We start from the raw sequence: 20,939 nt of genomic DNA, 5'->3' as shown, positions 1-20,939 counted from the left end.
AACAAAATTAACGTCCTCATTAAAGATTTAGACGTCTAGATGGATGTGAATTTTATTGTGATTTTATATGAATGGAATTGATATAAAATTTAAAAAGAAAAGTGCGGTTAATATTCCTGATAATTTTGGGTATTCGGATTTTATGGTGGAAAAGGGCTTATAAATCACCCTTCTCCAAATTCTTAATAAGTGTGGAAAAATCGACACCTAAGTTGTCTGTAATGTCGTGATCATTCACTTCATACCAATTGAAAGTATCGTATAACATAGCTTTATTGAAAGCACTTGAATTAAATCGTGGCTTACGCTTTTTATGGAGCTTCTCATTGAAAAGGATTTTGGCTCGTAAGGCATCAAACGAGTAACCTCTACCCATTCGCTCTACCTGCCTAATAATGCTGTTAATTGACTCCGTATAAGCATTAGTGAGCCTTTTATCAAAGTAGTTGAATATTTCAACATGCCAGTTGTCTACGGCTCTCACGAGGTCTTTATATGCGTCTTTAGAGTTGCTGGACATACAACGGTGTCTCCATTGACTATAACGAAGATGACCTTCATCTGGATCAGGAGTATCCCATATCCAGTAAAACTCTTCTTTGAGTTCATAGGCTTCTTTTAAAGCAGGAAGATTACCTAACCAAGTATCTAAGAGGAATGATTCACGTTCATTTAGATCGTGTTTACGCTTTAGAAGGATAAACCTTTCACGCATAAGGGTACGTCTTTCTTTTTGGCTCATATGGGCTTTCAAAGACTTTCTGACGTTATCTAAGGCTTGATTAGCCATTCTAACTACATGAAACTTATCTACGACAACTTTAGCGTGTGGAAGGATAGTCTTCACTGCGTCTTTGTAGGGCTTCCACATATCCATTGTGACGTACTCAATGTAAGTCCTGTCACTGATTTCTGAAAGACGTTGGATGACTGTTTCCTTGTTACGGTTAGGCTTGATGTCATAAATAGTCCTGCGTTCAATATTAGTCAATACAAGCCGAGGTCTACGGATAATATGTATCTCGTCTATCCCAAGCCACTTAGGAGTTTCAAACTGGTATTCACGTTCTTTGAGTGCCACATAGTCCTTAAAAACGTCCCTAATGGTTTTCTCGTCAACACCAACGCTTTCTGCGACTTCTACAAAGGTCTTAGACATGGATTGCTCTTGAATGGACTTTAAAAGCCTTTTGGTCATACTACGCTTTTCATCTACAGATATTAGGCGTTCCCAGAAGGTAGATCCGCATTCACGACACTTGTATCGTCTACGGTTCAATTGTAAGCCCACTCGCTTTAAACGAATGGACAAATCCATAATTAGTTGATTTCTTGAACTGTGTTTGTACAACTTGTCAAAACCACATTCAGGACAACGTTCAGGTGGTCCGACTGCTTCAACTTTAAACATCATATCGGTTTCATTTTCTTGTGGCGGTTCTATTGTTTTAATGTCTGGTAGGGATAATAAGTCTGACATATTATTCATCCTTTATTACTCTGCGGTGTTAAGGTATCAATTATAGATTTGATGTCGAAATCATCAGTGTTAAATTATTTTTGTGACCACAAATGCACTTAGAAAATCTCTTAAAGCATTAGCTGGTTCACTTGAATAGGGAGTTGTAAAAAAGTTCCCTTAGCCTGCACAACAAGATAATTTCGAAATATCTTTATCGAACGTAAGTGCAACTAATTTTAGCCCTTCAGCCATTGTTAAATATGGTGCTAGGGTTTCTGTTAAATCTTCTATCGTTAAGCCAAATTTAACAGCTAATGATGCTGCATAGATGACATCTCCTGCATTTTCAGATACAATATGAACCCCTAATACTTTTAGTGTTTCTGCATCTGCTACTAGTTTAAATACACCGGTTGTTTCACGGTTTACAATTGCTCTTGGAACAGCATCTAAAGGTAATACAGATGTCTTCACATCATACCCTTTTTCTTTTGCTTGTTCTTCTGTTAAACCAACCGTTGCAACCGTCGGATTCGTAAACGTAACAGCAGGAACTACCGATAAATCTATTTTTTTGTTTAATCCACCAATAGCATTATCAGTAATAATTCCACCTTCATAGGCTGCTACATATACAAATTGTGGTCCTAAAGTCACATCTCCTGCTGCATAAATCTTTTCATTACTTGTTTGACCAAAATCATTGATCAGGATTTCATTATTTTTTCCAGTTTCAACACCTGCTGCACTTAAATTTAAAGAATCCGTATTTGGTTTTCTTCCAGTGGCAACAAGTAACTGATCTGATTCAATGACTTCTCTACTGCCATTTACTGTTACGTAAACCCTTTTTATCTCTCCACTTTGTTCAACACGCTCAAAAGTTGCCCCTTTGACAAGGTTTATACCCTGTTCAATTAACGCTTTTTCAACTGACTCTGAAATCTCAGGATCATACTCCTTTAAAAGTCGCTCACTTCTTTGCATAAGCGTTATTTCTGAACCTAAATGATGAAATAGTTGTCCAAGCTCCATTCCAATGTATCCTGAACCAATTACAGTTAATCGTTTTGGTATTTTCTTTAACTCAAGAAGTGTTGTACTAGTTAAATAGTCCATTTTTTCAAGTCCTGAAATTTGGGGCAACGAAGGCGATGCACCTGTTGCAATTAAAAAGCGTTTTGCAGATAACTTTGCCCCATTGACCTCAACCGTACTAGCATCAACGAATTTTGCTTCACCTTTAATTAAATCAAAATTATATTCATCAATTAAATCCATATATTTTTGATTCCGAAGTTCGCTCACCAATTTATCCTTTTGCGTGATTAAACTAGCTAAATCCACTTCTCCAGCGGATGTTTGTAAACCTATAAACGGATTGTCTTTTGATAAATGATTGATTTCCCCTGCCCTAAGAAGAGTTTTTGACGGAACACAGCCAATATTCACACAGGTTCCCCCAACCGTTCCACGCTCAATCATTCCAACTTTTGCACCGTATTCTATAGCTTTAATTGCCGAAGAAAAGGCAGCAGCACCAGAACCAATAATAAGAAGGTCATAATTGTCTTCATTAATTAACGCCACGTTTTCTAGTGATGATACTTCTTCAATTTCTCCGGCTTGGTAATTTGCTTCATCAATCGCCTTTATTGCACTTTCAACCTCAATATCATCGGGCAGTTCAAATACTGCTTCACCACGACGATAACTAGACTCAATATTTTTAGCACCTATCTTTTCAAGTGCTGATTCCACGTGTTTTTCACAACCCGTACAAGTCATTCCTGAAATGTTTACCTTAAATTTATTCATAAAAAAGCTCCTTTCGTTAATTAATCTCTCATGTTAATGTTTCTATTATTGGACACGAATGTAATTGCTTTTCATCTGGACATCGTTGTTTTAAGTCGTCTAACATAGTTTCAATTCGTTTTAAATCCTCTATTTGTTTTTGCACTTCCTTTTGTTTTTTAGAAACAAATTCGAACATATCTTGACAACGAACTTCATCTTTATCTACAACACCAAGTAATTTATAAATCTCGCTTAAAGAGAAACCAAGTTCCTGTATTCGTTTAATAAACCCAACACGCTTAACGTCATCATATGAATATATCCGATAACCAGCTTCCGTTCGGTGAGGTTCTTGTAATAAATTTTTTCGCTCGTAATATCTGATCGTTTCTTTATTAACTCCACATTTATCTGCAAACTCACTAATGCGATAAATCATCTTATTTCACCCCCTGAATATTATAAACCATGTACCATAGTACACGGTCAAGTAAATTGGACTATTTTATTTTTTTCCCAAAGTATCACTCGTATGTGATTGATACTTTTATATAATACTATTGATTATCCTAACATCCCACCAGAAAATCCGATTTAAACACCAGTTGTTTTTAAACTATTAAGAAAGTAATTCCACTATATATTCCGAAGACCCATAATTTTTAACCACACTTTAATTATTGGGCTATTGTAATGCTTTCAGTGCCTTATGATATTCTTTCGATTGTTCCAATAAAATCTTGGCCGCTTCACGCAATTTGTCCACATCTGATTGGGGTAAATAGAAAGATGTTCCGATATTAAGCACATCATTTTTTAACTGCCCATCAGGCAAATCTTTCAAACTTAAATTCACAAAATAAGCTTTAATTTTTGCACCTTTTTTATGTTTAGTGTAAGCATTCCATTGATCAGCAAATTTTTGTGAATATTTCACGGTAGATTCCGTTGTTTTATCAATCGGTACATTTATCACCGTGTTCACCACTTCTTTGATTCCTGGCACATCAGCAGACTTATCAATATGGCTCGATAGCTCACTTTGCGCATTGACGTTTACCACGACAATATTGCGTAAATTGTAATTTTTCAGCTCTGCATACAATTTTTTGACAGTGAGTAAATTCGACATATCCAACAAGCTTGCCAAGCCCAAATTATCCGTTAAACCACCGTCAACCAAATGTAAATAAGGTTTTTCCTCATTATTTTGATAAGAAGCCGTACGTTTTTTCATGGTTTCAAAATTGTTTAGCCACAAACGATTCCCTACTTTCATCTGTGTCAATAATTCTTTTTTACTCTCGGCTTGGCAAGCACCACCATGATTATTTTGTGTAATGGGTGAAAAAATTAATGGAACAGCACTGGATGCTGCCACAGCTCTTGCAATTTCGACATCATTTAAATCTACACAAAGCCAATCAAAGAAATCTTGAGTGAAAGAGACCTCCTGTCCAGCGACCATGTCGGTGGCATTAATTACAGCAAAAGGTCCTTTACGTTGTTCAAGATCTGCAAATTTTTTTCCACGATATAAAGCAAGATTGAGCTGTTCCTGCAACAAATCGCTACGACCAAACTGTGGAGAAGTAAGCCGAGGCACATTACTCACCGAAAATACTTCATTGATGACTTTTTTCTGGAAATTCTTTTTCAAAAAAGAATTATTAAATTTAGGGATAATGTCCTGTCCTTCTAAAGCAAAATAGGCTGCTAATACTGAGCCGCCAGACACCCCATACACAATATCAATATTTTGCAATAAGGTGCTACCTTTCTCTGTTGGACGCACTGAGACATTTTGGAACTGCTCTAACACGCCATAACCTAAAGATGCCGCGCGAGAACCACCACCTGAAAAAGTCATAATCACCAAATTTTCTTTTTGTAATGCCTGCTGCATCGCATTTTCTAAACGATATCCCTTTTGTGGATCTATTTTCTCAATCGTTTTAGTGGGATGATAAGTAATTGAATTGCACGCAGCAAGCAAAGCAATACTGCAAGCAAGTAAACTTGATTTGAAAGGAAAATGAGTAAATTTCATAACAGTATTCCTTTACTGTGACGTTATTTATCTATTATATCTTTTTTAAAGGATATATACGTTTTGTCAAGGCTTTGTATCAAAAATAAAATGTGACAAAGATCTCATTCTTTACATTTTGATCTCAATCAAAAGTGCTAAATAACATATAATAAAAGGGTCTATTATTTATTTAACAATTATAAAAAAGGAATAAACATGAAAACATTGAGTGAATTTATTGTTGAACGCCAAGCGGAGTACCCAAATGCAAAAGGGGAACTTAGTGGTATTTTGTCTTCTATTCGTTTACTAGCAAAAATCATTCATCGTGATATCAACAAAGCGGGTTTAACCAATATTCTTGGTCAGTCTGGTGTCGAAAACGTGCAAGGTGAAAGCCAAATGAAATTGGATTTATTCGCCCATAACACAATGAGCGCAGCACTCATGTCACGTGAAGAAGTGGCGGGTTTTGCTTCTGAGGAAGAAGAAAGCTTTATCGCTTTTGATACTGAACGCGCTCGTAATGCCAAATATATTATTTTAACCGACCCACTTGATGGCTCATCCAATATTGATGTGAACGTTTCGGTTGGGACAATCTTCTCTATTTACCGTCGTGTATCCCCTATTGGCTCACCTGTTACCTTAGAAGATTTTATGCAACCAGGTAATAAACAAGTCGCGGCGGGTTACATCGTGTATGGTTCTTCTACCATGTTGGTTTATACCACTGGTCACGGTGTGAATGGTTTCACTTATGATCCGTCTATCGGTACATTCTGTCTTTCTCATGAAAATATGCAAATGCCAAAAGAGGGCAAAATTTATTCCATCAATGAAGGACAATATCTCAAATTCCCACAAGGGGTAAAAAAATACATTAAATACTGCCAAGAGGAAGATAAAGCAACTAACCGTCCTTATGCTTCACGCTATATCGGGTCATTAGTGGCTGACTTCCATCGTAACTTATTAAAAGGCGGTATCTATATTTACCCAAGTGCAACTAACTATCCAAATGGTAAACTTCGTTTGCTTTATGAAGGCAATCCGATTGCATTCTTAGCAGAACAAGCGGGGGGTATTGCCTCTGATGGTTACAATCGAATTTTAGATATTCAACCAACAGCGCTTCACCAACGTATACCACTTTTCGTCGGTTCTGCAGAAATGGTGAAAAAAGCAGAAGAAATGATGAGAGAATTTAAAGAAGATTAAATTCCTAAAGTGCGGTCAGTTTTGACCGCACTTTTTTAGCTAACAAAAAGGCGAACTTTATATGTTCGCCTTTTTCATTTTTTGTATTAATTAATCTCGTTTTCTTGCAAGTAGCCACCAAATAATCGCCATAAACAAGAGGCTTGGCATTAATGCGCCTAAAAAAGCTGGCGCATTAAATACCACACTCATTTGTCCAAAAATTTCATTGACGACATAGAACAAGAATCCAAAGCAAATCCCCGTTACGATTCTCGCTCCTGCAGTGACACTACGCAATGAACCGAAAATGAAAGATAACGCAAGCATCATCATTACACCTACAGAAAGGGGCTGTAAAATCTTACGCCAATAGGTTAATTCAAAACGGCGAGAATCCTGTCCTGTTTGTTTTAAGAACGCAATATATTCATACAAGCCTGAAATGGATAATGACGTTGGACGTAATGAAACTGCGCCTAATTTATCTGGCGTTAAGCTTGTTACCCAATCTTCTGTTAAACGGTTTGTCGTGGTAATTTGCTCTTTTGATACTGCTGAATTATTGACTTGGCGTAACTGCCATTGATTATTTTCAGCAGAATATTGCGCTTGATTTGCATGCTTCAAATGAGTGAGATTACGCTGGTCATCAAAAGTATAAATATAAATATCTTCTAATTTCGCATCATCTTTAATTCGACGCACATACACGAAATTATTACCGTCTTTTGCCCATACACCATTTTTTACCGAAAGCATTGAGCCACCAGAAAGTGCACGAGTACGCATATCACGGGCAAACTGTTCAGTTTGAGGAATCCCCCACTCTCCAATAATCATGGTAAAAAGCACCAGTGGAAGTGCCGTTTTCATGACGGCTAATCCTATTTTAAAGCGAGAAAAACCTGCGGATTGCATTACCACTAATTCACTGCGGCTGGCTAAATTACCTAACGCAATTAAGGCCCCTAACAAGGCTGCCATTGGGAAAAAGGTTTCCACATCTTTAGGAATGGTTAATCCTGTATAAGCCACCGCTTGCCAAATATCATAAGAACCTTTCCCTACGCTACGGAATTGCTCTACAAATTTGATAATTGCCGAAAGGCCAACCAACGTAAATAGCGTGGCAAAAATTGCCCCTAAGATGCTTTTACCGATATAACGATCAAGAGTATTCATCAACATTGTTATTACCCTTTTCTGAATACACGACGGAATTTATGCATAGCGGTACTATCCCAACTATTCAGCACAATTCCTAAAATTAAAAAGGCGATATTTACCAATGGCATTAATAAACCTGCATCAAGCTTACCTGCACCACCCGCAGATTTAAATGAGCTTTGTAATAAGAAGTAAATTAAATAAAGCAATAGTGCCGGTAAGATCTTCGCAAAACGGCCTTGGCGAGGATTCACTTTACTCATTGGTACGGCGATAAGCGCCATTAAAGGCACCGCTAAAATTAAGGTTATGCGCCAATGCAACTCTGCTTTTGCTGCTGCACTTTTATCTTTTAATAATTGCTCAAAAGATAATTCAGCTGCTTCATCACTTTCTGTATTTGTCTCTTGATGACCTAAATACGCTTGGTAATCATCAAAATGCGTAATACGGAAATCAGGAAGTACCGATGTACCTTCTACACGCAAAGTATTTTGTAAATTCAGTACTTGGTCGCCATTTGGTAAAGCTTTTAACTCACCTTTTTCAGCGGTAACTACTGATGGTTTCGTTTGACCTTTGGCTTTCATTTGGAAAAGATAGACATCACTGATTTGATTACCGTTAATCTTATCAATGAATAAGACGAAATTATTGTTGCTTGTGGACATGAATTGACCAGAAGTCAATGCGCCCATGGTAGGATTCGCTTTAGCATCTTCAACAATAGCTGCTTGTTTTTGAATGGCCCATGGGGAAAGCCATAAAGCATTGTAAGCAGCCAATCCCGCTGTGAGTAAAGAAAGAATTAACGCCACGCGAACAAGAATACGTTGGCCCACACCACAGGCTCGCATTACCGTAATTTCACTTTCTGCATAGAGACGACCGAAAGTCAGTAAAATGGCGATAAACAAACATAATGGCAACATTAATTGCGCCATTGTCGGCATCCCTAAACCGAGTAAAGAGAACACAAGATCGGCGGGCACTTTACCATTTGCCGCTGAACCAAGTACGCGAACAAGTTGTTGGCTGAAGAAAATTAAAAGCAAAATAAACAAAATCGCAATCTGGCTTTTAAAGACTTCCTTTGTTAAATATCGGGTTAATATCATTCTTTTTTTCTAACTAAAAAACACGGGAAACTGGCTAAATTAGATGGCGTATGATACCTTATTTTGACTGATTTAAATAGCAAATTAGCAACATAAGGAAATAACATGAAATATCAAGCAAACTCAACCGCACTTTCTCAATCAACCGATTGCCTTATTATCGGCATTTATGAGAACAATGAATTGACAAAAAGTTTCAATGAAATCGATCAAATCACACAAGGTTACCTCAGCCAATTAGCTCAAAGCCAAGATCTTTCAGGCAAAATTGGGCAAGCTACTCTGCTTCATTCATTACCTAATCTTGCGACTAAACGCGTGTTAGTCGCAGGTTGTGGTAAAAAAGGCGAAACGACTGAACGCCAATTTAAACAAATCATCCAACGCGTAACCCAAACATTAAAAGAATTAAATATTCAACAAGCGGTGAATAATTTAACGGATGTGGGAATTAAAGATCGCGATCTATTTTGGAATGTACGTTTTACTGTTGAAACCATCGAACAGGGCCTTTATCAATTCGATGAATTTAAAAGTAAAAAAGCGGATGCTATCTCACTTCAAGAAATCGTTTTTAATACCGATGATTCGCAAGCTCAACAAGCCATCACAGAAGCGCAAGCCATTGCAAATGGTGTAAAAGCTGCGCGTAATATCGCGAATATGCCACCTAATATTTGTACACCGGCTTATTTAGCTGAACAAGCTAAAAATTTAGCCGAAACATCAGCCGCACTTTCCCTCGATGTGATTGATGAAGAAGACATGACAAAGCTTGGCATGAATGCGTATTTAGCCGTATCTCGAGGTTCGCAAAATCCGGCTTATATGTCTATTTTACATTTCAACAATGCACCTGATAAAAATGCGAAACCTATCGTATTAGTGGGCAAAGGATTGACCTTTGATGCGGGCGGTATTTCTTTAAAACCAGCCGCAGATATGGATGAGATGAAATACGATATGTGCGGTGCTGCTTCAGTATTCGGTACAATGAAAGCCATTGCTGAATTAAATCTACCACTCAATGTTATCGGTGTATTAGCGGGTTGTGAAAACTTGCCTGATGGGAATGCTTATCGTCCAGGTGATATTCTCACCACGATGAATGGTTTAACCGTAGAAGTGTTAAATACTGATGCTGAAGGACGTTTAGTGCTTTGTGATACATTAACTTATGTAGAGCGTTTTGAACCGCAATATGTGATTGATGTTGCGACCCTAACAGGCGCTTGCGTGGTAGCTTTAGGTCAACATAACAGCGGCTTAGTTTCAACTAACGATGCCTTAGCCGAACAGTTATTACAAGCCGCACAGCAAACTACTGACAAAGCTTGGCGTTTACCATTAAGTGAAGAATATCAAGAGCAATTAAAATCCCCATTTGCCGATTTGGCTAATATTGGCGGTCGTTGGGGCGGTGCAATTACTGCGGGGGCATTCCTCTCTAACTTTACGAAAAAATATACTTGGGCGCATTTAGATATTGCGGGGACAGCTTGGCTTCAAGGCGCCAATAAAGGTGCAACAGGTCGTCCAGTATCTTTATTAACACAATTCTTAATTAACCAAACTAAATAATTAATATATAGGGCTAACATTACGTTAGCCCTAAATTTTTCTAAAAATCTGACCGCACTTTATTCCAATTCGAATTCCATCAGTAATGGATTATGATCTGATGAAGTAACCACTTCTGATGCCGCACTTACCACTTTTACGCCTCGCGTAAAAATATAATCCAGTGGATACCCTAAAAATCTAACCCGCTCATCTTGAGAGAGCACCACAGAATCTAAGCCATATTTTTGTATCAAATTATTGACTAAATTCAGACGACGTTCATTCCACGCATTAAAATCACCAGACATGATGATAGGACCTTGATGATTTTCAACAAAGGAAAATAGCTGCTCTAACTGGGTTTGATAAGTGGAAATACCCCATTCAAAATTAATTAAATGCACATTAATAAGTAGCAAACTATCGCCTTTTTCTAATGGAAAATTCATTACGCTTGCTACTTTTGGAATTTGTATTAATGGTTCAGCTACGCCACCACCGCAATACCATTCTGGTTGCGTGTTGGCGAATGTTTTTACACCTGATAAGAGATCTTTAAAAGAAAAAGAGGACACAAAAAGTGCGGTCGAAAATGTACTTAAATTTTGATGCTGCGTCGCCTCTTGTAATAACACAAAATCCGCTTGTTTAGAGAGTCGAGTTAAATCTTCTTGCCAACCTTTATCTTGCCCTTTATGTACATTCCAAGTTATCAAATTAAAACTAGAACTGGCTAATTTAGGCACCGAATAATCAGCCTTGTCACATTGCATATTTAACTTGTTTTCAAAAGGAATATAACTCACTTTTTGTGACGTTTTTAGTTGAATAAATGTACGGTCAAAAATCGTTAAATTCGTAAAAAAATATCCAGCACCTAAAACCACTAACACTAAGCCAATAGCCAAAAATCGATAGATTCTCTTCATTATTATCCCCTCTCTATGCTCGAATAATAACACCTCATCAAAGCAATGCAACTTTCACTTTAATACGCATCAATACCTACCTACAACACGGTAACTTTAACTTTTAGCTTTGATTTAAATCATACTTTGCTAAAAAATCCGTTGCATTTTTCTTTCATTATCTTAGTATTTCACTCAACTTTTTAACTCTACCTAATCAATAAGGAGATTCATTATGTCTTTTGGAGATAAAAAATTAAGTGAAATCGCTGTCAGCGTACCCGGCTCAACTTCTCTACTTCGTGAATACGATTTGGATTTCTGCTGTGGTGGGTCAGATACACTTTCCAACGCTGCCGCAGAAAAAGGGTTAAATTTAGCTGAAATCGAAACGCGTTTAACGGAGCTTCAAAACAGCAAAACAGAAAACCCAGAAGAATATTGGGTTAATGCAACTTATCCTGAAATTATCGATCATATCTTAGTTCGCTACCATCAACGCCATCGTGAACAACTTCAAGAATTAATCGTATTAGCGGATCGCGTAGAAAGTGTTCATGGCGATCGTGAAGATTGTCCAATGGGTGTTGCAGCTGAATTACGCAATGTCTATGATGATTTAAGCAACCATATGATGAAAGAAGAGCACGTGCTTTTCCCGATGATCAAAGCAGGCAATTATATGATGGCACAAATGCCGATTCGTATGATGGAAATGGAACACGCAGAACATGGCGAACATTTAGACGTATTGAAATCATTAACAAACAATATGACGCCTCCAGCAGATGCTTGTAACACATGGCGTGCGCTTTATAGTGGCATCCAAGAATTTGCAGATGATTTAATGATGCATATTCATCGTGAAAATAATATTTTATTCCCTCGTGTGATTGCTGAAAATCACTAAGAACAAATCATATAAAGAAAAAGGGCGAAATTATTCGCCCTTTAAAATTAGCCTAAAACTGACTGCACTTTACTTCTCTTCACTACCTTTATATAAACGGTTTTTATACAAATAGCTGCCAAGTAAGGCATGTGCCAACGCTTCTTTTTTCATTTCTTCCGGCACATCTTTTTCGGTTAATGTGTCTTTTTCCTTATCGTAAACATAGCCTTTTGCTTTGCTATTTGGTGTTTGGATAACGACATCATGATTGCCTTTCATTAAAGCTTGGGTCTGATCAAACTGCATAAAGGCACGATCTGGATTCACATCTTGCGTTAAATCAAAACCAATCATTGGATAATTACCGCTTACGCCCGCAATAGAAAGTAAGGTTGTCGGCATATCAATTTGACTCACTAAACGACTGTCTCGGCGTGGCTCAACATGATCACCTAAAATTAACGCAGGAATATGGAAATGCTTAATTGGTACCAAGCTTGCCCCCGCTGCACGGGAATCATGGTCGGCAATCACCAAGAACACGGTATCTTTCCAATAATTAGATTGTTTCGCTAAGTTGAAGAAATAACCAATCGCATAATCTGCATATTTCGCACTGTTATTACGTGTGGCTTTTGGTTGTTCATAAAGCTCAATTTTACCATCCGGGAACTCGAAAGGATCGTGATTACTCGAACTAAACACGAGGCTAAAGAACGGTTTGCCTTCATTGTGTAATTGGGTAAAAGTTTCGTTCGCTTTATCAAATAGATCCTCATCACTCACGCCCCAAGTCGCAGTAAATTTAGGATTTTGATAATCCTTTTGATCGATAATATTTTGGAAACCATTACCATAGAAGAAGCTTGCCATGTTATCAAAGTGCTTTTCTCCGCCATAAATAAAGGAAGTGTTATAACCTTGTTTGGCAAGTAAATCTGCAATAGTAAAGAAACCACTTTGACTGTTATTCAATTTCACCACTGCACGTGCTGGAGTTGGTGTAAAACCTGCAGTTGTAGCTTCAATACCGCGTACAGAACGCGTCCCCGTAGCATAAAGATTTTCAAATAACCAACCTTCTTTGGCTAATTTATCAAATTCAGGTGAAAGTGGTTTTCCGCCTAATGTACCGATAAATTGCGCCCCAAAACTTTCTTCCAAAATAATGACGATATTTTTCGGTTTACCTTGGTAAGTCGCTTGGTTTTTCGTTAAGGTTGGAATCTTCTCTGAAATATAATCACTTTCAGGGCGCCCACGGCTTGCTTTGACAATACGCAACATTTCATCAGTATCCATTTTGCCATAGGCTTCAGAAGATGCTCCTTCATCTTTAAATTGCTGTGCCGCATAAAGGACAGAATAGCCAGAGTTCAACACGAGAGAATTCACTAAACCATCGGAAGAAAAGGCGACCATTGCAGGGTTAACACCACGGTGTTGGAAACTCGAACGCGCACCTAAAAAAGCAACAGCAATCACGAGCAATGCTACAACAGGGCGTAATTTCCAGCTCATTGGGCGTAAATTTTTGACCGCATAACCAGATAGTTTCCAATAACAGAAGAAAGCCGTAACAGTGAAAATAAGGCTAAAAATGACCGCAGTTAAATGCCCTTCCATCAACATTGAAAAGACTTCTTTCGGATAAATTAAATATTCGATAAATAGACGGTTTGGACGGAAATCATAGGTTTCGATAAATGCGGGCGTAGCCAATTCCATGAATAGGATAAACACACTACCGAAGGTAAGCCAAATGCGTAAAATCATTTTCCAAATTCGGCTATGATGAAATAGCACTGTAAATAATGCTGGCACACCAAATAAATAGCACAAAGCCACGATATCCATGCGCAAGCCTTGTAAAAATAGTTGTCCCCATCCCTCTACCGCAGACACACGGTCTGCCTGCCAAATCGCAAGCCCAAGACGAGATAAGGTGAAAATAATCAGATTAATGATGACAAAGAGGAAAATTGGATATAAAGGAGAACGTGTTTGTTTCATTTTGACACTCATAAGTCCTAAGGGAATCGCTACCCTTCGATTAATTTAAAGCACGCTAATGTGCCATTCCTTTCATAGACAGATAAAAAAACACAAAGTGCGGTTAAAAACATCATCATTTTTGACCGCACTTTGAGAAAGTAAAATTACGCTGCAACTAACGCTTTTAATTGTTTTTCATAAGCGGCCCAATCTGTGATTGGACGCGTTGCAACACCGGTTTCCATCGCTTTTTTCGCTACTGCAGAAGAGACAGTAAACAATAAACGAGGATCAAACGGAGTTGGAATGACATAATCTGGTCCGAAGGATAGCGCACCATAACTTGCAATAATTTCTAACGGCACCGGTTCTTTCGCCAAACCTGCAATCGCATGAGAAGCCGCTAATTTCATTTCTTCATTAATCGCTGTTGCACCTACGTCTAATGCACCACGGAATAAGAATGGGAAACAAAGTACGTTATTTACTTGATTTGGAAAGTCTGAGCGACCAGTACAAACAATCGCATCTGGACGAACTGCTTTGGCTTCATCTGGCATAATTTCAGGTGTTGGGTTTGCCAATGCCAAGATTAATGGATTTTCTGCCATGGTTTTCACCATTTCAGGTTTTAATGCACCTGCTTTAGAGCAACCTAAGAACACATCAGCTCCCTTAACAGCATCCGCTAATGTGCGCCAACCATTATCTTCAATCGCGTAGAATTGTTTGGTTTCATCCATGTTATCGCCACGGCCTTTGTAAATCACGCCTTTAGAGTCACACATGGTGATATTTTCTTTTTTGAAACCTAATGCACGAAGCAAGTTAGTACAAGCAATAGCAGAAGCACCTGCACCATTAACCACTAAGCGTACATCAGAAATATTTTTACCAATAATTTCTAAACCATTTAATGCTGCTGCGCCGACGATGATAGCTGTACCGTGTTGGTCATCATGGAATACCGGAATTCCCATACGTTCACGCAATGCTTTTTCAATGTGGAAACATTCCGGTGCTTTGATATCTTCAAGGTTAATACCACCAAACGTTGGTTCTAACGAAGCAATAATATCGATTAATTTATCTGGATCATGTTCATTGATTTCAATATCGAATACATTGATGCCAGCAAATTTTTTAAACAATACACCTTTCCCTTCCATAACAGGTTTTGATGCAAGCGCACCAATATTTCCTAGACCTAACACGGCTGTACCATTTGAAATAACGGCCACTAAATTAGCACGCGCAGTATAACGACTTGCTGCTGAAGGATCTTTTTCAATTTCTAAACAAGGCTCTGCAACACCTGGGGTATACGCAAGGGCTAAATCATGTTGAGTTTCTAATGATTTGGTTGGGGTGACCGCAATTTTTCCTGGAATTGGGAATTCATGAAAATCTAATGCAGCTTGGCGCAATTGTTCGCTCATATAAATATACTCCATTTTCACTTAGGTTAAATAAAATTTGCGCCATTATACTCTCTTTTTAAGAGAATTTTGTGACATACCGCAAAAATTTTACAAATTTATTACAAAAATATGAGTGAAATCGACCGCACTTTTTGTCTTTTCTTCACATTTCGAACCAAAAACGTTACTATGTCGCAAAAAACATGCAGGATGTAAATAATGAGTTTGTTTTCTAAATTTAGAAGTGCCATCAATAAATTACAACGGAAAGCGATTAACAAAACCTTTCAACAACGGTTAACCAACCAAGGTATGTCAGTGATTTCGGCAAACTGTGTTGGTGCATTTATTTTGCACGACCTTAATCAGCCTTTTAATTCTCCATTTGTTAACCTTTATTTAGACCCAAGCGATTTTGTTCGCTATCTGCAGAACATTACATTCTATCAAGCACAACCGCTTCAATTTATACAAACAGAAAAACCGTATCCCGTTGGTCTATTAGGTGATCTTAAAGTACACTTTATGCACTATCACTCCGAACAAGAGGCTCGGGAAAAGTGGGAAGCTCGCTCACAGCGTTTAGACCTAGATAACTTGTTTATTATGATGACAGATAAAGATGGTGGAAAAGGTGCTAAATATGAAGACCTGCAAGCCTTCGATAACTTGCCTTATCCAAACAAAGTGGTCTTTACCCATAAGCCTTATCCCGAGTTTAAATCCGCTTTCTACATTAAAGGCTTTGAAAATGAAAACGAAGTGGGGGATTTATTTACCTTTTCCGGTTGGAATGGCGAAAAATATTACGATCAGTTTGATTACGTCAGCTGGTTCAATCAAAAATAAGAGTTTACGATGCGATTAGATAAATTTATTGCCGAGAATACTGGTTTAACCCGTTCACAAGCCACCAGGGCCATTCGCCAAAGTGCGGTCAAAATTAACGGTGAAATTGTGAAAAATGGGGCGACCAAAGTAAGCCAAGAAGATGAAATTTATTTTGAAGATGAATTATTGCCTTGGGTGGAAGAAGGTCAATATTTTATGTTGCATAAGCCTCAGGGCTACGTTTGCTCTCATGATGACGGTGACTATCCAACTATTTATCAATTCTTTGAACCGCCTCTTTCAGGCAAGTTACACAGCGCTGGACGATTAGATGTGGATACCACTGGCCTCGTGCTATTAACGGATGATGGCCAATGGTCACATCGTATTACCTCACCAAAGCATCAATGTGAGAAAACCTATTTAGTCACTTTAGCTGACCCGGTTGAGAACCATTATACCTCAGCCTGTGAAGAAGGCATTCTATTACGTGGCGAAAAAGAACCCACTAAGCCAGCAAAACTTGAAGTGTTAGATGATTACAACGTGAATCTGACTATCTCTGAAGGACGCTATCACCAGGTGAAACGAATGTTTGCCGCGCTTGGTAATAAAGTCGTGGCACTCCATCGTTGGAGAATCGGTAACGTTGAATTAGATGAAAGCTTAGAAGAAGGCGAATTTCGTCCACTCACTCAGGAAGAAATCGACAATTTAGTGAAATAATATGAGCCAAAATATTAAACCTACCTTTATTTTTATCGCCACGCTCGGCATCCTCTCGATGCTACCGCCTTTGGGCGTGGATATGTATATTCCGTCCTTTTTAAATATTGCCGAAGACTTAAATATCGACTCCGAGCAAGTGCAGTACACACTGACATTCTTTGCTTATGGCATGGCGGCTGGACAATTATTTTGGGGACCCTTTGGTGATAGCTTTGGTCGTAAACCGATTATTTTATTAGGGGTTATTATTGGTGCTATCACTGCCATTATTTTAACGGGCATTCATTCTATTGGCAGTTTCACTGTTCTGCGTTTCATTCAAGGTTTCTTTGGAGCAGCCCCTGTTGTGCTTTCAGGAGCTTTATTACGAGATTTATTTAGCAAAGATCAGCTCTCTCGAGTCATGTCCACCATCACGCTTGTCTTTATGATCGCACCGCTTGTTGCGCCAATAATTGGCGGATATATTGTGAAGTATTTCCACTGGCACATGATTTTTTATGTGATTGGTACGATGGGATTTCTTGCGGCATTACTCGTCTTTTTCATTATTCCTGAAACCCATAAACAAGAAAACCGTATTCCACTACGCCTAAATATCATTGCTCGTAACTTTATGATGCTTTCAAAACAAAAAGAAGTGTTAGGTTATATGGCGGCCGCCTCTTTTGGATTTGGCGGTTTATTTGCTTTCGTCACTGCAGGGTCTATTGTCTATATCGGTATTTATGGCATTCCAGTCGATGAATTCGGTTATTTCTTTATGATCAATATTGCCATCATGACAACAGCCTCCTATCTCAATGGGAAATTTGTATTGAAATTAGGTGCTGAAACCATGTTACGTATTGGTATTGCTGTACAATTCATTTCAGGAATCTGGCTATTTTTAACCGCACTTTTTGATTTCGGTTTTTGGCCAATGGCTATTGGCGTAGCCTTTTTTGTTGGACAAAATCCATTAATCTCCTCAAATGCCACAGCCTCTATTCTAGAAAAATTTCCAACGATGGCGGGTACAGCAAATTCATTAATGGGAAGTGTACGTTTTGGTGTAGGTGCGGTGATGGGTTCCTTGGTAGCTAGCTTTAAAATGGAAACCGCTGCACCAATGCTCTATACAATGACAGCTTGCGTGGTCATTTCAGCCCTTGCTTATTACTTCCTGACTTATCGAAATGAACGATAAAGTGCGGCCAATTTTCAGATCAATTTAAAACAATAAAGGCGGGACTCCCCCGCCTTTGTCATATTCCATCAAAATTTATTTCCAAATTCGATGATCTAATACTCGTTTTTTAATTTCAGGATAGAGGTCAATTTTAAATTCGGGCTCTTTTCCTTCTTTTAATTGACGCTGATAGTCTTTCATTAACTTCCACACAATTGGGGAAAGTAAAACAATCGCGACTAAGTTAATAATTGCCATCACAGCCATCACAGTGTCTGCAAAATTCCACACAACATTACCTGATTTTACCGAGCCGAAATAAACGAAGAATAATACCGATAAACGGAATGTCCATACAAACCACGGTTTATTTTTAATAAAGCGAATGTTACTTTCTGCGTAAGCATAGTTACCGATAATAGAGGAATAAGCGAAAAGCAATAAAATAAAAGCTAAGAAGTGTACGCCAAACTCCCCAACATGATAACGCAATGCGTTTTGCGTTAAGGAAATACTTTTCAGTGTTTCACTGCCATAGTTATCAGAAAGCAGAATAATTACTGCCGTACAAGTACAAACGATCATGGTATCCACAAACACACCAAGCATTTGCACTAAGCCTTGGCTAACCGGATGTTTTACATGAGCAGCTGCTGCGGCATTTGGGGCAGAGCCCATCCCCGCTTCATTAGAGAATAATCCACGTTTAATCCCCATCATCATGGCTTTGGAGACTAAAGCACCAAACATACCACCAGCGGCTGATTGGAAAGTAAAAGCACTTTTATAAATATTGGCGATTACCGTCGGAATCATATCAATATGCATACCTAAGATAATTACCGCCATGATTAAATAAAAGAGTGCCATCATCGGTACTACGCTACTAGAAATGGTCGCAATACGTTTTACACCACCGAAAATAATTGCAGCAGTTAATACCACTAAAACCAGACCTACATATTCACCTTGCCAATCCCAAGCATTTTTAGTTGCTTCTACGATTGAGTTTGCTTGAACTGAATTAAATGCAAAACCAAAAGTAAAAATAAGTGATACCGCAAACGCTACCGCTAAGCAACGTGATTTTAAACCTTGTGTAATATAGTAAGCGGGGCCACCACGGAAAGAACCATCTTTATCTTGAATTTTGAATACCTGTGCTAAAGTCGATTCCGCAAAAGCACTCGACATCCCAATAAATGCCGTTACCCACATCCAGAACACCGCACCCTCACCACCAAGTGCAATAGCTGTCGCCACACCACTGATATTACCTACGCCAACTCGACTAGCGAGCCCAGTTGCAAACGCTTGGAATGGCGTTAAAGAATTTCCCTCTGCTGCACGTCCAAACCACATTTCACGAATACTTGTAGGGAAAAGACGTAACTGCACTAACCCAGTAGTAATGGTAAAAAATAGACCTACACCTAATAAAATAACAATGGTGATATTCCATAATGGCTCATCAAAATGTTCGATAACCCATGTTAATCCCTGTTCAATCCAGTTCCCAAATTCTGTCAGCATAAAAACCTCACTTAAAAAATCCATATTCTGATTGTAAATAGACAAAAGAAAAAATCCAGTTTTCTTAGAGGAAAACTGGATTCTTATCCTATAACATAAAATTTATTCAAATTTTCACTGTATTTTTAGATTAAATCTATTCACAGTTTAAAAATAATGCGGCAGCACCACGAACACCACCGGAATCACCATGTTTTGCTTTTTTGATTGGAGGCACTTTTGCACTACGCATTAAATGAGCAGGCAATGCTTTTGGTAACGCTTCATAGAGATAATCAAAATTCGATAAACCACCACCGAGCACAATCATATGCGGATCAAATGCAGTGATAATATTGCCGATAGAAATAGCCGCTAATTCAACAAAAATACGAACAAAATCAACCGCACTTTCCTCTTTCGCATAAAAGCGATCGATAATCTCTTTGGCTGATAACTCTTCCCCTTTTAAATCACGGTACAACATTTCAAAGCCGCGACCGGAAATATACGTATCTAAACAGGCCTGATTGCCACAACCACATTGGTAAATTGGCGCTTTATCCCAGCCTAATAGCTTTAAGGCATGATAATTTAATTGAAGGTGGCCTAACTCCCCAGCCATCCCGACTTGTCCTGAGTGAATTTTGCCATTAATTACAAAACCACCACCGAAGCCCGTCCCCAAAATAAGCCCTAATACAGAAGGATATTGGGTATTTTCTTCATCACAGGCTTCAGAGAGAGCAAAACAATTTGCATCATTTTCTGCCCGCACTTCACGATCTAAAACGCGTTCAAGATCGGCTAAAATGGGCTTATTATCTGCAACACGAATATTCGTCACTTCAGCAAGCCCAGTTGTTAAATTAACAAATCCAGGCAAACCTAAACCTACTGTGCCTTTTTCACCAAAGTGGGCATCAGCACGTTCTACTAGCGTTTTGATCGCCTGTAACCAATCTTGATAATCTGTTTGTGGCGTTGGCACGCGCTCGGTATAAAGTTTTTCTAATTTTTCATTAAAAGCAGCCAATTCAATCTTTGTGCCACCGATATCAATACCGTAATACATATTGTCTCCTCAAAGAGCGGTCAAAATTGTTGGAATGTCTGGACTGTATTTTCCTTGAAA

17 protein-coding genes are annotated in these 20,939 nt (G+C 38.4%); 6 read left to right on the top strand and 11 right to left on the bottom strand.

The features are described from left to right. Positions 1 to 157 precede the first annotated feature (157 nt). From HMPREF3279_RS00840 to HMPREF3279_RS00825, 4 genes are all read right to left on the bottom strand, one after another. The gene (locus tag HMPREF3279_RS00840; RefSeq protein WP_070867762.1) at positions 158 to 1,480 is read right to left on the bottom strand and encodes an ISL3 family transposase; all 1,323 of its coding nucleotides are present in this window, start codon (positions 1,478 to 1,480) and stop codon (positions 158 to 160) included. Positions 1,481 to 1,639: 159 nt separating this feature from the next. Next, positions 1,640 to 3,280, bottom strand: coding sequence for a mercury(II) reductase (gene merA, locus HMPREF3279_RS00835; RefSeq protein ID WP_001031935.1), 1,641 nt, complete (start codon positions 3,278 to 3,280; stop codon positions 1,640 to 1,642). A 28-nt stretch (positions 3,281 to 3,308) separates the two neighbouring features. After that, positions 3,309 to 3,701, bottom strand: coding sequence for an Hg(II)-responsive transcriptional regulator (gene merR, locus HMPREF3279_RS00830; protein WP_001863748.1), 393 nt, complete (start codon positions 3,699 to 3,701; stop codon positions 3,309 to 3,311). Between the two features lie 246 nt (positions 3,702 to 3,947). Continuing rightward, positions 3,948 to 5,312, bottom strand: a complete 1,365-nt coding sequence (locus HMPREF3279_RS00825; RefSeq protein ID WP_049368856.1) for a patatin-like phospholipase family protein — start codon at positions 5,310 to 5,312, stop codon at positions 3,948 to 3,950. 198 nt (positions 5,313 to 5,510) lie between these two features. Between HMPREF3279_RS00825 and fbp the strand changes: the two genes are divergently transcribed. After that, positions 5,511 to 6,515, top strand: coding sequence for a class 1 fructose-bisphosphatase (gene fbp / locus HMPREF3279_RS00820; RefSeq protein ID WP_049367726.1), 1,005 nt, complete (start codon positions 5,511 to 5,513; stop codon positions 6,513 to 6,515). A 90-nt stretch (positions 6,516 to 6,605) separates the two neighbouring features. Here fbp and lptG read toward each other — a convergent pair whose 3' ends face one another. Together lptG and lptF are read right to left on the bottom strand one after the other, a co-directional pair. Continuing rightward, on the bottom strand, positions 6,606 to 7,679 hold the full coding sequence (lptG, locus tag HMPREF3279_RS00815) for an LPS export ABC transporter permease LptG (protein WP_180365017.1): 1,074 nt from the start codon (positions 7,677 to 7,679) through the stop codon (positions 6,606 to 6,608). An 11-nt stretch (positions 7,680 to 7,690) separates the two neighbouring features. Continuing rightward, the gene (gene lptF / locus HMPREF3279_RS00810; protein WP_049367725.1) at positions 7,691 to 8,782 is read right to left on the bottom strand and encodes an LPS export ABC transporter permease LptF; all 1,092 of its coding nucleotides are present in this window, start codon (positions 8,780 to 8,782) and stop codon (positions 7,691 to 7,693) included. A gap of 105 nt (positions 8,783 to 8,887) precedes the next feature. On the opposite strand from lptF, the gene HMPREF3279_RS00805 reads away from it, so the two are divergent. Further along, positions 8,888 to 10,363, top strand: coding sequence for a leucyl aminopeptidase (locus HMPREF3279_RS00805; RefSeq protein ID WP_049367724.1), 1,476 nt, complete (start codon positions 8,888 to 8,890; stop codon positions 10,361 to 10,363). Between the two features lie 59 nt (positions 10,364 to 10,422). On the opposite strand, the gene HMPREF3279_RS00800 is transcribed toward HMPREF3279_RS00805, so the two are convergent. Then, a complete protein-coding gene (locus HMPREF3279_RS00800; protein ID WP_070867761.1) occupies positions 10,423 to 11,274 on the bottom strand; it encodes an endonuclease/exonuclease/phosphatase family protein in 852 nt (283 codons plus the stop codon). 214 nt (positions 11,275 to 11,488) lie between these two features. Here HMPREF3279_RS00800 and ytfE point away from each other — a divergent pair, with 214 nt between their 5' ends. Beyond that, positions 11,489 to 12,163, top strand: coding sequence for an iron-sulfur cluster repair protein YtfE (gene ytfE, locus HMPREF3279_RS00795; RefSeq protein WP_070867760.1), 675 nt, complete (start codon positions 11,489 to 11,491; stop codon positions 12,161 to 12,163). A gap of 69 nt (positions 12,164 to 12,232) precedes the next feature. Here ytfE and HMPREF3279_RS00790 read toward each other — a convergent pair whose 3' ends face one another. Beyond that, positions 12,233 to 14,158: an LTA synthase family protein gene (locus HMPREF3279_RS00790; RefSeq protein ID WP_070867759.1), complete on the bottom strand. Its 1,926-nt coding sequence runs from the start codon at positions 14,156 to 14,158 to the stop codon at positions 12,233 to 12,235. 146 nt (positions 14,159 to 14,304) lie between these two features. After that, the gene (locus HMPREF3279_RS00785; RefSeq protein ID WP_049383988.1) at positions 14,305 to 15,579 is read right to left on the bottom strand and encodes a malic enzyme-like NAD(P)-binding protein; all 1,275 of its coding nucleotides are present in this window, start codon (positions 15,577 to 15,579) and stop codon (positions 14,305 to 14,307) included. 201 nt (positions 15,580 to 15,780) lie between these two features. Here HMPREF3279_RS00785 and HMPREF3279_RS00780 point away from each other — a divergent pair, with 201 nt between their 5' ends. Genes HMPREF3279_RS00780 through HMPREF3279_RS00770 form a run of 3 tightly spaced genes read left to right on the top strand, consistent with a single transcriptional unit; the run spans position 15,781 to position 18,310 of the window. Then, a complete protein-coding gene (locus HMPREF3279_RS00780; RefSeq protein ID WP_049383987.1) occupies positions 15,781 to 16,410 on the top strand; it encodes a DUF1919 domain-containing protein in 630 nt (209 codons plus the stop codon). 9 nt (positions 16,411 to 16,419) lie between these two features. Beyond that, complete coding sequence (gene rsuA / locus HMPREF3279_RS00775; RefSeq protein ID WP_070867758.1) at positions 16,420 to 17,118, top strand: 16S rRNA pseudouridine(516) synthase RsuA; 699 nt, start codon at positions 16,420 to 16,422, stop codon at positions 17,116 to 17,118. 1 nt (position 17,119) lies between these two features. Further along, entirely contained in the window at positions 17,120 to 18,310 is a 1,191-nt protein-coding gene (locus HMPREF3279_RS00770) for a Bcr/CflA family multidrug efflux MFS transporter (protein WP_070867757.1), read from the top strand. Positions 18,311 to 18,385: 75 nt separating this feature from the next. On the opposite strand, the gene HMPREF3279_RS00765 is transcribed toward HMPREF3279_RS00770, so the two are convergent. Both HMPREF3279_RS00765 and nagK read right to left on the bottom strand, forming a co-directional pair. Beyond that, positions 18,386 to 19,825: an alanine/glycine:cation symporter family protein gene (locus HMPREF3279_RS00765; RefSeq protein ID WP_070867756.1), complete on the bottom strand. Its 1,440-nt coding sequence runs from the start codon at positions 19,823 to 19,825 to the stop codon at positions 18,386 to 18,388. 136 nt (positions 19,826 to 19,961) lie between these two features. After that, positions 19,962 to 20,879 carry an N-acetylglucosamine kinase gene (nagK, locus tag HMPREF3279_RS00760; protein ID WP_070867755.1) on the bottom strand — a complete coding sequence of 306 codons (918 nt, stop codon included), beginning with the start codon at positions 20,877 to 20,879 and terminating at the stop codon, positions 19,962 to 19,964. Between the last annotated feature and the right edge of the window lie 60 nt (positions 20,880 to 20,939).

This window comes from Haemophilus sp. HMSC71H05, from assembly GCF_001838635.1.
GTDB lineage: Bacteria > Pseudomonadota > Gammaproteobacteria > Enterobacterales > Pasteurellaceae > Haemophilus_D > Haemophilus_D parainfluenzae_R.
This window is presented reverse-complemented; position numbering and strand designations above follow the sequence as displayed.